The 12,951-nt window shown below is 46.8% G+C and carries 14 protein-coding genes and 1 pseudogene; 1 reads left to right on the forward strand and 14 read right to left on the reverse strand.

All coding sequences use genetic code 11. The features are described 5' to 3' along the window. Window positions 1-367 precede the first annotated feature (367 nt). The 13 genes from V7Z60_RS06350 to V7Z60_RS06410 all read right to left on the reverse strand — a co-directional run bounded on the left by V7Z60_RS06350 (window position 368) and on the right by V7Z60_RS06410 (window position 11,635). A complete protein-coding gene (locus V7Z60_RS06350) occupies window positions 368-580 on the reverse strand; it encodes a hypothetical protein (RefSeq protein WP_334117007.1) in 213 nt (70 codons plus the stop codon). 25 nt (window positions 581-605) lie between these two features. Further along, on the reverse strand, window positions 606-1,313 hold the full coding sequence (locus tag V7Z60_RS06355) for a GntR family transcriptional regulator (protein WP_334117008.1): 708 nt from the start codon (window positions 1,311-1,313) through the stop codon (window positions 606-608). Window positions 1,314-1,418: 105 nt separating this feature from the next. Then, window positions 1,419-1,802: a type II toxin-antitoxin system PemK/MazF family toxin gene (locus V7Z60_RS06360; RefSeq protein ID WP_334117009.1), complete on the reverse strand. Its 384-nt coding sequence runs from the start codon at window positions 1,800-1,802 to the stop codon at window positions 1,419-1,421. A gap of 34 nt (window positions 1,803-1,836) precedes the next feature. Beyond that, window positions 1,837-2,070 carry a hypothetical protein gene (locus V7Z60_RS06365; protein WP_334117010.1) on the reverse strand — a complete coding sequence of 78 codons (234 nt, stop codon included), beginning with the start codon at window positions 2,068-2,070 and terminating at the stop codon, window positions 1,837-1,839. Window positions 2,071-2,152: 82 nt separating this feature from the next. Continuing rightward, window positions 2,153-3,277: an alanine racemase gene (gene alr, locus V7Z60_RS06370; protein ID WP_334117011.1), complete on the reverse strand. Its 1,125-nt coding sequence runs from the start codon at window positions 3,275-3,277 to the stop codon at window positions 2,153-2,155. 21 nt (window positions 3,278-3,298) lie between these two features. After that, window positions 3,299-3,664, reverse strand: a complete 366-nt coding sequence (gene acpS / locus V7Z60_RS06375; protein WP_334117012.1) for a holo-ACP synthase — start codon at window positions 3,662-3,664, stop codon at window positions 3,299-3,301. A gap of 120 nt (window positions 3,665-3,784) precedes the next feature. Beyond that, window positions 3,785-5,278, reverse strand: coding sequence for a DEAD/DEAH box helicase (locus V7Z60_RS06380; RefSeq protein ID WP_334117013.1), 1,494 nt, complete (start codon window positions 5,276-5,278; stop codon window positions 3,785-3,787). Between the two features lie 166 nt (window positions 5,279-5,444). Beyond that, on the reverse strand, window positions 5,445-6,812 hold the full coding sequence (locus V7Z60_RS06385) for a UDP-N-acetylmuramoyl-tripeptide--D-alanyl-D-alanine ligase (RefSeq protein ID WP_334117014.1): 1,368 nt from the start codon (window positions 6,810-6,812) through the stop codon (window positions 5,445-5,447). Between the two features lie 150 nt (window positions 6,813-6,962). Continuing rightward, window positions 6,963-7,856, reverse strand: a complete 894-nt coding sequence (htpX, locus tag V7Z60_RS06390) for a zinc metalloprotease HtpX (RefSeq protein ID WP_334117015.1) — start codon at window positions 7,854-7,856, stop codon at window positions 6,963-6,965. Between the two features lie 19 nt (window positions 7,857-7,875). Beyond that, the gene (locus V7Z60_RS06395) at window positions 7,876-8,430 is read right to left on the reverse strand and encodes a LemA family protein (RefSeq protein WP_334117016.1); all 555 of its coding nucleotides are present in this window, start codon (window positions 8,428-8,430) and stop codon (window positions 7,876-7,878) included. Window positions 8,431-8,585: 155 nt separating this feature from the next. Beyond that, window positions 8,586-10,358, reverse strand: coding sequence for an oleate hydratase (locus V7Z60_RS06400; RefSeq protein WP_334117017.1), 1,773 nt, complete (start codon window positions 10,356-10,358; stop codon window positions 8,586-8,588). Window positions 10,359-10,518: 160 nt separating this feature from the next. Beyond that, on the reverse strand, window positions 10,519-10,659 hold the full coding sequence (locus V7Z60_RS06405) for a hypothetical protein (protein ID WP_334117018.1): 141 nt from the start codon (window positions 10,657-10,659) through the stop codon (window positions 10,519-10,521). A 94-nt stretch (window positions 10,660-10,753) separates the two neighbouring features. After that, entirely contained in the window at window positions 10,754-11,635 is an 882-nt protein-coding gene (locus V7Z60_RS06410; protein ID WP_334117019.1) for an alpha/beta hydrolase, read from the reverse strand. Window positions 11,636-11,739: 104 nt separating this feature from the next. Between V7Z60_RS06410 and V7Z60_RS06415 the strand changes: the two genes are divergently transcribed. Then, window positions 11,740-12,168, forward strand: a complete 429-nt coding sequence (locus V7Z60_RS06415; protein ID WP_334117020.1) for a GNAT family N-acetyltransferase — start codon at window positions 11,740-11,742, stop codon at window positions 12,166-12,168. A gap of 463 nt (window positions 12,169-12,631) precedes the next feature. Here the strand turns inward: V7Z60_RS06415 and V7Z60_RS06420 are convergent. Further along, window positions 12,632-12,951: pseudogene (locus V7Z60_RS06420) on the reverse strand (ABC transporter ATP-binding protein); the annotation flags it as partial.

A 12,951-nucleotide genomic window follows, 5' to 3' on the forward strand; every position in this document is an offset into this window, starting at 1 on the left:
CAAGGGTGCTTGGGACAAGGGGGGTGTGAGGCGAAACCCGATTAGACAAGGTGTGGAGCCGAACGCTCAGCCCCCGCGTATCCAAGGTGCACTTGCGACGGGTAAGCTCGTCTTGCCCGAGCAAGGGTGCTTGGGACAAGGGGGGTGTGAGGCGAAACCCGATTAGACAAGGTGTGAGAAGCAGCGGTCATGAGCCCGTAAATTCCAGCTCCCGACTCCTTTTAGTTATTTCTGTCATCATAGGAATTTGGTCACTGCATAAACAAAAAAACGGATGATCTGCGGTCAACTGCAGATCATCCGTTTTTTCAATTTGAGACACGGTGTTTCCAAAGCCTCTTCATTTTTTACGCGCTTCGTCCAGTCACTACCTGACCACGTCAAGCACCAGATCGACATATTCCTTTTTCGGATGAAATTCATCATGTACGATCAAGGTACTTTCCTTCACGCGCCACCTCGTTTCGGTGTCTCCGACCATCAAATAATCACCAGCGTGCAAGATATCCGGCAAATCAACGATTATCTGACCTGATCCGTTTTGAATAGGAACATTTGCGTTAATTTGTGTTCGATACATAAAAACCACTCCCTGAAATTCTAATTTAGCGTAAGTAATTGCCAATGTGAAAATAAGCAGTAAAACCTCTTCTGAAGTAGTAAGTACGAGAATAATTAAAGGCGATGTCGTTTTTCAGATAATTGACCTCTTCAATCAGCATCACTGCCTGACCGTCCCTGCATTCAGTCAGATGTGCCTCATCCTGCGTCAATTCGTGTACGCTGATGTACTCGTCTCCGCTTCTTATGTCAATTCCGTAAAATTCCTCAATAAACTTGAAAATCGATTGTTCGCAGGCTTCCTTTGAAAGATACGGAACGGCACTTTTCAAGTAATAGGCGTCTTCAAGGCTGAAAACTTCATCTTCATTGAACCTGAGTCGTTTTACCCGATATACTAGCTCTTCTTCCGCACATCCGAGGTAGCCGCCGATTTCTTTTCCCGCAGGAATCACTTCAAGCTTGAGAACCCTGGATTTCAAGGAAAAATCAGCTCCAAGTGCCTTGAAACCGACTTTGTTTGCCATATTGATCACGTTCTTACGACCATGAAGCGGACGACTGACGAAACACCCGCTGCCTTGAATGCGCTTGATGATCCCCTGATTGTACAAGGTATCAAGCGCATTTCTGATTGTATTGCGACTGGTGGCATATTTTTCCATCAGATTCGTCTCGCTTGGAAGTCTGTCCTTGTAAAAACCGTTGTTAATCTTGCCTGCCATGTCTTTGGCAATTTCCTGATATTTCATCGACGTATTTCCTCATAAAAAGGCCGGAGAATCACCCGGCCTTAACTGTTTAATTCATAAACACCTGGAGGCTGAGAGGACATACATCCCTCAACTCCTTCCCCGTTACTTCTTTCCTTTAATACTAACCAACCCCACGCTGACCTGCAAGGCATAATCAACATCACCCAAAGTTTTTTTGCTAAGACAACAAATCTTGTCCTTTAATCTTTGCTTGTCAATCGTCCTTAACTGTTCCAATAAAATCACGGAATCCTTTTCAAGCCCCCGCTTGCCTGGCTCAGAAGCCTTGACAGCCACGTGGGTCGGCATCTTGGGCTTTGAAATCTTGGACGTGATTGCTGCAACGATTATTGTCGGACTGAACCTGTTACCGATATTATTTTGAATAACGACAACCGGTCTCAATCCGCCCTGTTCCGATCCGACGACCGGCGACAAGTCCGCGTAGAAGATGTCTCCTCTACGCACATCCAAAGTGTTGCCCATGGAATCAACTCTTTTCTATATCATACAACTGTCGTCAAATCCTCGTCGTACACGTATAATATAATTCATTGCAGATTTCCCGGTTGATTTCACCCATTTCGACATAGCCTCTGATCAAGTTTTGAAGATCTGAGTGATGATCCGCAATGTACTTCGCATAGCAAGGATTATCAGAAATTTCTCCAGGACTAACATCATAGAAGTCGCAAATTTCATACAAATCGCTATAGTTCAAAACAACTGTAACATGATTATCATTGTTAAACATCGCAAATCACTTCCTGCATCTTGAATATTAGGAAAATCTTAACATGAAGATATGAATAATCTGCAAAAAATAGATAATCATTTTAATATTTATTAATAAATTCTCTCGGAACTCTTTCTGAAACAGAGCAAAGGATTTCATAATGTATCGTGTCGGCATAATCGGCGACATCCTGCGCAGTAATGCGCTTGCCTCCGTTTTCGCCGATCAGCGTCACCTTCGTTCCCTTTTCCATCTCATAAGGTAATTTTACCATAAACTGATCCATACATACACGTCCGACACTTTGACAATATTCGCCATTGATCAGAACCTTGAACCCCTGCATGCGTCTCAGCCAGCCATCGGCATATCCGATCGGAACGGTCCCGATCCATTGCGGTTCTTCAACCGTATAGGTCTTGCCGTATCCGATGCCTGTTCCCGGTTCGAGCAGCCTTACTGAAACAAGCTCACTTTCAAGCGAAAAGGCGGGCCTTATTTCACAAGGAAGTTCCAACTCCCGCCCGGACGGATTGAGACCATACATCGTAATGCCGTAGCGTACAGCATTGCCGCCGCAATCGTCATGCCACATTGAGGCTGCGGAATTTGCCACGTGTACGTAAGGCGGCAAATCATCCAGGGCACCCTTAAGCTCATTGAACTTTTCAAGCTGATTTTTGTAGTATGAATCGTCTTTGGTATCCGCACAGGCAAAGTGAGTGAAAATTCCCTGAAATTCGAACTGATCACTGTTTTCCTTCATGAATGCTTCTGCTTCATGAACTTCTTCGCCATTGGTGAAGCCGATTCTTCCCATCCCGGTATCAAATGCCAGATGAACTTTAAGCTTCAAACCCTGCGCCTTTAACAACGGTTGTGCATTTTCAAGAAAATCCAGATCTCCGACGGCAACCGAAAGGTCATTTGCGGCAATCGTGCCTGCCTGTTCAGACGGACAAACGCCAAGAATCAGAATCAAATCATCAAACCCTGCATTTCTGAGCTCGATTCCCTCATCGATGATTGCAACGCAAAAGCCGTTTGCGCCGGCCTCCCTGGCCGTTTTGGCAACTTCAGTCATCCCGTGCCCGTAAGCATTTGCCTTCACCACGGCAAACAGCTTCTGATCGGGCTTCAGCCGTTTCCTTTCAATTTCAATGTTGTGTTTTATAGCATCAAGGTCAATCACGGCCTTGGCATTGCGATGAATTCCAACAACCATTATTTCATCTTCCCTCAAAAATTATTCTTTCGATTCCAAGATTACCTCAGTCATTACGCACGTATCCGTGTGCGAAATTGAAACGTGCGCAATCAACTCATCCTGTTTCGGATGAAAACTGACATACGGATTTCCCAAAGCGTCATTCAGAATCTCTATTCCCTGGAACGAAGCCTCTTTGCCGATTCCGGTTCCAAGTGCCTTGCCGTAAGACTCTTTGGCCGAAAACCGACCAGCCAAATATTCAAAGCGCCTTTTTTCATTCAACCGCTCAAAAACCTCAAGTTCGCCCGGGGTCAAGACCTTGCCGGCAAACGTACGGCGTTTTTCCTGAGCCTGACGAATCCGGTCAATGTCAGTCAAATCAATTCCAAGACCATAAATCATTTTCTTCCTCCAAAACAATCATGAGTCAATTTTACAAAAGCATGCCGGATAAAATCAAGAAACCTTAAGGAAAATTCAGAAAAAACAGTCGCTTTTGTCAAATATGCGATTCCAAGCCGCTTAGTCCTTTTTGTTTCTTATCGTGAAGTTGCGTTTGCCGGTTTCCTGGCGTCTGCTTCGATCATGTTTCTTGTCACGGCCGTTCTTCCGATCGTTATAGTATCCCTTGCGCTTTGATCCCTTGCCGTTTCCGTTTCGAGAACCATAGAACTTCTTGTTTGAACTCCTTCTTCTCGGAAGAGGACGTTCAGGCGTAATCTTGACCGGAACCGAACTGGCGTCATCTTTGGTCATTTCATTCAGCAATGCCGCAACAAGTTCGACCGCATCGTACTGTTCCAGAAGCTCATTGGCCTGTTTTTCATATTTTTCGGTCTCAGTTTTTTCGACCAGATCCCTGATATCGCCAAGGGCACTGGAAATCTGACCGATAAAGGCTTCCTTTTCTGTCGGCGGACGAAGCGGCTCCATGCGCTTTTTGGTCAAACGTTCGATCACGCGCAGGTATTCCATTTCGTTTGGCGTGACGAACGTTACGGAAACGCCGTGATGCCCGGCACGACCAGTACGTCCGATTCGATGGACGTAGCTTTCAGGGTCCTGGGGGATATCATAGTTATAAACGTGCGTGACGCCGGAAATGTCCAGTCCCCTGGCCGCAACGTCCGTCGCAACCAGGATGTCCAGACGTCCTTCCTTAAACTTCTTCAAAATGTTCATGCGGCGTTGTTGCGTCAAATCGCCGTGAATGCCGGCAGCGTTGTATCCTCTGGCTTCCAGTCCCTTGGAAAGTTCATCTACGCGGCGCTTCGTCCGGCCGAAGACAATCGTCAGTTCAGGAGCCTGTACGTCCAGAATGCGCGTCATGATATCAAATTTTTCATATTCGCGTGCCTTGACGAAGTACTGATCAACCAAATCGGTCGTAAGTTCCTTTGCCTTGATCTTGACAACTTGCGGTTCATGCATGAATTTTTCTCCGATTGCGCGAATCGCCTTTGGCATCGTTGCTGAAAAAAGCAGCGTCTGTCTTTCTTCCGGAACGTTTTTGATAATTGCTTCGATGTCTTCCAGAAAGCCCATGTCGAGCATTTCGTCGGCTTCATCCAAAACAAGCGTCCTGACATGCGACAAATCAACCGTCTTGCGGTTGATGTGGTCAAGCAGTCTCCCCGGCGTTCCGACCAGAATCTGCGGAACGTGCTTCAAAAGCTTGATTTGGCGCCGAATGTCCGCACCGCCATAGACAACCTGAACTCTGGCACGTTTGTCTTTGCCTAATCGATACAGTTCCTCCTGCGTCTGAATCGCCAGTTCACGCGTCGGTGACACGACGATTGCCTGGATATGTTCTTCTTTAACGTCGACATGCTGCAAAATCGGCAAACCAAATGCAGCCGTCTTGCCCGTCCCGGTCTGGGCCTGGCCGATAACGTCGATTCCGGCCAGGACAAGCGGAATGGTTGCTTCCTGAATCGGCGTTGCTTCTTCAAATCCGCTTCGCTTGATTGCCTTTAAAAGGTCTTCTTCAAGACCAAGTTCATTAAATTTCAAAAAAATAATTCCTCCTATGCCGCACCAAAGGATGCGGCCACCTACACAAAACTACAGACTCACGCTCTGCATTTGCACGAATCAGATGCATCAGAAAAAATCAGATGCCTAACAACAAAAAGACAGCTCTCCTCTTCAAAGTGAAAACTGCCTTTTCCACAATTATCTACCTGAGTTCGGCCAGAACATCCTCAAGGTGAATGCCATGGCTTCCCTTCAGCATTACCATATCTTCCGGATGGAGCAGCCCTTTCAAATCAGAAGCAAGTTTTTCCTTTTCGCCCGTCGCATAATGATGAACCTTCCCCTGGCCAAACTTGTCAGTCAATGCTTCAGCAAGATTCTTCATCAGCGGTCCGCACAAAAAGACCTCATCAATCTTTTCCGGGTCGATCTTGTCAGCAAGGCCTGCATGCATTTCCGGTCCCTGCTCGCCAAGTTCAAGCATGTCTCCTAAAACTGCGTAGCGCCTGCCGTTTGTTTCAGCATTTTGAAAGGCTGTCAGAACCTCCGCACAAGCAGTCGGATTTGAGTTGTAAACGTCGCTCAGGATGTCCGCTCCGTTTGTCGCCTTGACCCATTCAGTCCTGTTCCTGGTTAAGTCAAAGCGTTCAAGCGCCTTGACCATGCTGCGCGGATCAATCTGAAATTCTGATCCGACGCAAAGCGCAGCCAATGCGTTCTTGACGTTGTACGCACCGATCATCGGAATCGTGAAATTCAGTTCCGGCCACTGCTTAACCCTGAAACTCGTTTTTTCGGCATTGCTTACGATATTTTGAGCTTGCAGATCGACATTTGCCCCCGTACCGAAGGTTTTGGTCTCAAAGTCAAGCTTTCCTGCGCGTTCGACCAGAAGCGGCTCGTCACCGTTATAGACCAGCACGCCGTCTTCCTTTAAGGCATGGGTGATTTCCATCTTGGCATCGGCAATCCGGTCACGCGTTTTGAAGAATTCAATATGTGCTTCGCCAATCATCGTAATTACGGCAACGTCAGGATCAACCAGATGAACGAGATGATCAAGCTCTCCAAAATGATCCATTCCGATTTCAACGACAAGAATTTCAGTATTCGGTTCCATCGACAGTACGGTCATCGGAACACCGATGTGATTGTTGAAATTGTCACGCGTCTTGGCCACGTTGAATTGCGTGGACAAGACAGAGGCAATCATGTCCTTCGTCGTCGTCTTGCCGTTGCTTCCGGTAATTGCAACGACTTTCGGATTAATTTTCTGAAGATAATACTTGCCAATCCTTTGTAATGCTTCCAAAGTATCATCTACAACCAGCAACGGAATCCCCTGCGGACGATTTTCGTGATCTTTCTGCCATAATGCGGCACATGCGCCGTTTTGCCTGGCAGCCTCAACGAATGCGTGTCCGTCATTGGAAGCAATAAGCGGGACAAACAATGCTCCCTGTTCAAGGCTGCGGCTATCGAAACTTACGCTTGTAATCGTAATCTGATCGTATAAATCTTCAGATTCAATGCCTAATGCGCGTGCAACCTCTGATAATTGCATCTTCATGCGTATTTCTTCCTTTCTAGCCAATCTGGCCGTGCGCAAATTCAGCGCAGTTTGCAAATACAGTCCAATGCTATTGTAACATAGTTAATTAATGCTTTGAAATAAAAAATCCCTTCTTCTTCGCTGACTGCTCGGAAAAAGGAATTTATGCTACATTTTTCTTAAACGTTCAATCCGCTTTTCAGTTGGCGGATGAGTGTCAAAAAGATGCGTCCATGAACGATTCCTGAACGGATTTGCAATGTAAAGCGAAGCGCTTGATGCGTCTGCTTCATGCATCGGTTCGCTGTTCGTAATCTTTTCAAGAGCGCTTATCAGTCCCTGAGGATTTCTCGTCAGTTCAACAGCAGATGCATCCGCCAGATATTCACGGTTTCTGGACAGGGCCATCTGTGCCATGGAAGCTGCGATCGGTCCAAGGACAATGGCCAGAATCGACAAGACCATCATAACAAGGTCTAGCACCCCGTTTCCTTCACGGTCGTCATCGCGTCTTCCCGGTCCCCACCACATTGCGCGCGAACCAAGATTTGCCAAAAAGACGATGGCAGATGACAATGCCAAAGCCGTTGTCTGAAGTCTGATGTCATAGTTTCTGATATGCGAAATCTCATGCGCAATCACGCCTTCAATTTCTTCGCGGTTCAATCGTTCCACCAGTCCTCTGGTGACCGCAACCGCTGCATTTTCAGGATTCGGTCCGGTCGCAAAGGCATTCGGACTCTGATCGTCGATGATGAAGACCCTTGGCATCGGAACCCGTCCAACCATCGCCATGTCTTCAACTATATGCCAGATTTCAGGTGCCTGTGACACGTCGGTAATCTCTTTTGCATTGTTCATTCCCATTACGATTGCAGTCGACTGCATCATCGTAATGAACATGTAGATGCCGCAGACCAACAGCGCAACGATGATGCCGGCAGCCATGCTTGACATATAGACATAGCCGATTGCCGCTCCGATCAGCCCGAACAGCGCAATGAAAAACGTCATTACCAAAATCGTCCTGCGCTTATTTGAAGCAATCTGCTGATATAACATTAAAAATCACTCACTTCTCTTAAAACGAAACCTTCGGTGCTTCCCTGGCACTTTCAGGCGTCTTCAGGTAGTCGACAGGCTTCATTCCATGAATTGAGGCCACGATATTTGAAGGAATCACCTTGAGCTTCTGGTTATATGATGCAACTGATGAATTGTAAAGCTGACGTGAATACGAAATCTTGTTTTCAGTATTTGAAAGTTCTTCCATCAGCTTGGTGAATTCTGTATTTGCCTTCAAATCAGGATATGCTTCCTTCAAGGCAAAAATGCTCTTCAATGCGCCGGAAATCTGATTGGATACTTCCATCTTCTCAGCATGGGCATCCTCCGGCAATTGCGTCAGCTGGTTGCGAAGTTCAACGACTTGCGACAACGTTTCGCGTTCATGCTTTGCATAACCTTTCGTAACTTCGACGAGGTTGGGAATCAAGTCATTCCGGCGTTGCAGCTGAACGTCGATTTGACTCCAGGATTCGTCCGTATAAATCTTTGCCTTCTGAAGTCCGTTGTAAATTGCAATGTATGCAATGACCAACAGGACAATTACTGCGATAATAATGATGACTGTCATATTTTCTCCTCCTTTATTCGAATAATAATATATCAAATAAAACCAATTTTTTATATAGTTAGAATGGATATTTCATAAATATTTAAGAATTCGTCAGACAGCTCATTTGACGCCGATAAAAAATCCCCGTCAAATCGACGGGGATCAGTCAATAACTACATTAATCTGGCATCATGAAGCAATTCTTCGAGCCACGTTCCCTTGACTTTCTTCAAGGCACCCTTTAAAACGAACTTCGGAACCGGAAGTTCCATCTTGTCCAACGGCTGCTTGTCGTTCAGATAATACGCTGCCTTGAGCAATTCGCGAATATCATAAACGGAATTGAAGACTTCAGGAACTCCGCGATCAACGTTGAGCAGACTATAGACTGCCTCCATTGCGGTTCTGACCGAATATTCCGTCGTGAACACCGTGTCTCTCGTCGGAGATTCGGCAAAGTTTCCGATGAACGCCAGATTCCTTGAACCGGCAGGAACAACGTCAGGCCGGTCTCCTTTCTTTCTCATCTGGAAATATGAGGTTATATACGGCATGTAAACAGGAATCGTATTAACGTGCTCTTCTCCTGCATATTCCCTGATCAGATCATCAGGAACTCCAAGATGATAGAGCAGTTCCTGGGTAATCTCTTCTCCCGTACATTCAACGACCGGCTTCTTGATGTAATTACCGGGCGTATCTGAGAACAGAGCATAGATCCAGACGACGGTCTCATTTTCCTTTTGATCCTTGAAGTGCGGCTGACGATGAATCGTAAAGCTCAAAACCCAGTTTGAATCGGTGACTGTGATGATTCCGCCTGTATTTACGCGGTGCTGATGGATGCTGCGCTTGGTCAGACGTTCAAAGTAAGGTTCAAGCTGTGCGTCCTTGATCGTCATTGTTGCCGAAATATACCATGCGCGCTCCGGAATGTTCTCGCAAAATACTTCGGGATGACCGAAAGCTTCATCCTGGGCTGCCAGATTCTTCCACAATGTCCAGCTTCCGCCAGGCTTGTGCGTTACGGGTGCCTTTTTATGATGCGTGCCGTAAGTTGAGCTTTCGACGATTGAACCGTTCGTAACATATACGAGGTCGTCTTCCGTCAAATCCAGAGTCTTCTTCTCTCCGGCCTGCCTGTAGACGAGTTTTCTTGCAACCTTTTTGCCACCGTCCTTTTCAACGATGACGTTTTCAACCTGCGTATCATACCAAAAGTCGACACCATGATCCTTGAGATATGCCAAAAGCGGCCTGGTCATCGATTCGTACTGGTTGTACTTGTTGAATTTGAGTGCCGAAAGATCCGGCAGGCCGTCGATATGATGAATGAACCGCATCGCATAACGCCGCATTTCAATCACCGAATGCCAGCGTTCAAACGCAAACATCGTTGCCCAGTAGTACCAGAAATTCGTCTTGAAGAACTCTTCGGAAAAATAATCTTCAATGCTGATTCCCTCAAGCTTGTCTTCAGGAGTCATCACAAGTTTTATGATTTCGTTTGCACACTTGCCCAGACCGTACTGTCCGTCCGTCGGAACGCGGTCGCCGCGGTTGTGAATCAGGCGGCAGTTCGACGAATTCGGATCATCCTTGTCAAGCCAGGCATATTCATCAAGGTAAGATGCTCCGGGAACCTCCAGCGAAGGAATCGACCGGTACATGTCCCACAGACATTCAAAGTGATTTTCCATTTCGCGTCCGCCGCGAATGACATAGCCGTATTCCGGACGGTTGGTTCCATCAAGCGATCCGCCTGCTACGGGTTCTTCCTCTAAAACATGAATCTTCTTTCCTTCCATATGTGCGTCACGAACCATGAAAACTGCCGCTGCAAGGCCGGCAAGCCCGCCGCCGACGATATATGCGCTCTTTTTTTCCGCGCCTTCCGGTTTTCTGGCATCCATAAATGCCTCATAATTGCCGTTTGAATGATACATGTTGTTCACCTCGTTCAAGAAAACTGTACTTCATTAACATATGCTCATTATAGCATTATTTTTAAGCGCTTTCATCTAAAAAGAATTATATCCGCAAAATTGTCGCACTAAAAAATGAGGTCCGGAATTCCGAACCTCATCAGCAGTGGATATAACGCTACTAGTATCCGCGTAAGTTCTTGGCGTCTGAATCAAGTTTTGCAAAGCCGGAGCCAGGTGCCTTCTTAGGTTGCTTAGCGCGGTCTTCCAAAGCTTTACGAGCCATTGCCTTGCGTTCTTCCTTGCTTAATTTCCTAGCCAATGTCCTTCGCCTCTTTTCGCGATTTCCACTTGTGAATTAACTCCACTACCTTTATTATAATCATGTAAATCGCAATCGCAAGTAAAAGTGCTCGTCAATCGAACAAAAAGTCATTTACCAGCCGGTCGACCTGCTTGTTTTCATGAAGCTTGGAGTGCTGCGCCATCGGCCCCTTGATCATTTTTTCCTCATAGTGTCCGACACGGTCCTTGATCAGCCATTTCAAGGACCTGGCTGAAGCGTTCGTCACCAGATAATCGGAATTGGTTCCGTCTTCCAGATTGCCGTAGATATTCAGGACAGACACTCCTTCTGGAAAATTGTTTCTCTTTTCATAGTAGCTTCGATACGCTGCATTCTGCCAGACCGGCTCCCCGTTTTCCCTGATTTTGTTTTGATTCGGCACGTCATCCGTGAAGATTACGCCGTCAAACGGTCCCGCAATCGGGACGAACTTCTTCAGTTCCGGGCTGTCTTTGTTGCGCAAATTCAGTGCCCAGTATAACGTTACGGGTCCGCCCATCGAATGACTGACGACGTTGATTTGAGAAATCCCGTAACGCTTTCTCAACTCTCCGGTAATCGTCTTCAGCCAGACGGCCTCATCCGGGATTTCAGCCTCGTTGTCTTCAAAGACGACCTGTATCAAAGGGTGCCTGATGCCGGGATTCCACTTTCCTGAATAAGTCGTCTTTCCTTGCGGGGAAACAGTGACTTCAAGAACCTTCCTCGCGCCTTTTTCATCTTCTGCGGATTCAATCAGCTGACTGGTCGATTTTTCAGTTCCGTGCCATCCGTGAATGTAAAGCGTTGGCACAGGCATTGGTGAATATTTTCTCTCGCATGAATGTCCGGCTTCGATTACCGGACTTTGAATCTTCTGATACGTAAAAAGGATCATCACCAGACACCCCACAGTCATTACTGCAAGATCCAATAAAAAATTACCGTTTTCCTTCTTAAGATGCTTCGCCATTTTCTTCCTCTTCACCATTGAAATAAATTAAGATTGTCCGTAAAATATTAACAATACTAAGACTATCACTTATTCAAGACTTTTTAAACCTCGAGGTGACCAAAATGATTGTCAGGGAAACAACTTCAACCAACAGCCCCATCTATGAAGATACATTGTCAATTCGTCATGAAGTCTTCATCACTGAACAAAACGTTCCGTTCGAACGTGAAGTCGAGGGCGAAGAAGGAAAGCATTATTTCGTCGGATACGTCGGAACGACTGCCGCCGTCTGTGCCAGAGCCTTTCTTGAGGCTCCGGGAGTCTGGCACATTCAGCGTGTCGCATGCCGGAAAGAGTATCGCGGCAGACATCTTTCAAGCGAATTGATGCACTTTATCGAAGAGAAGGCCGCTGCTCTCAGCATCAGAACCCTCACGCTTGGTGCACAGGATCAGGCAGCTCCCTTTTATGAAAAACTCGGCTTCAAGACAATCGGCGAAGGCTTTTTGGATGCAGGCATTCCCCACCACCGCATGGACAGGGAAATCTGACTTGCAAAAAGTCCGTCAGTGCGTTATGATGGGTGCATGCGATGAGTCGAGAGGGACCAGGCAACTTCGGTTGTTCCGCTGCGGCGGCTGGTGGTCATTTTTCGAAGCGGGGTACAGTGTTGCCGGATTGCAACGTACCTGGCCGGATGCATTGTGGAGTGCTGCCGGCCCTCCGTCATCGACGGAGCGCACGGGACTTTTGCGGATGTGATTTCCGCAGAAGTCCTTTTTTGTTTTCAATGACCTTTTACTGGCAAAATCAAAAAATCACGGATTTGCCCGTAAGCTTCCCGGAGCACTGACTGACCATGCGATGCACAGCACTGAATTTGGCAAAATGAGTCGGTTGTTTCCTATTAGAATCAGCAAAATGCCGGACAGGGCAGTCGAATTGCGACTGCCCTGTCCGGCATTTCATTTAATCAAAGAGTAAAACGGGACTTTTCCCCGGCATTTTTCGTCATTAGACGGTTGCCGGTTCATCTCCCATGCTTTCCGCCTGATTGAACTGACTGTTGTACAAATCTGCATAAAAACCGTTCTTTTCCATCAGGCTTTCATGATTTCCGGTTTCAACGATTGACCCATGATTCATCACGATAATCTTGTCGGCATCCCTGATTGTTGACAGACGGTGCGCAACGACGAAACTCGTGCGCCCGGCAAGGAGCTTGTTCATTGCACGCTGAATGAGCACTTCGGTTCTGGTATCAACGGAACTCGTTGCCTCATCCAGGATAAGCACCTCCGGATCTGCCAGGAAGGCACGCGCAATCGTCAGCA

The organism is Ligilactobacillus sp. (assembly GCF_036846325.1).
GTDB lineage: Bacteria > Bacillota > Bacilli > Lactobacillales > Lactobacillaceae > Ligilactobacillus.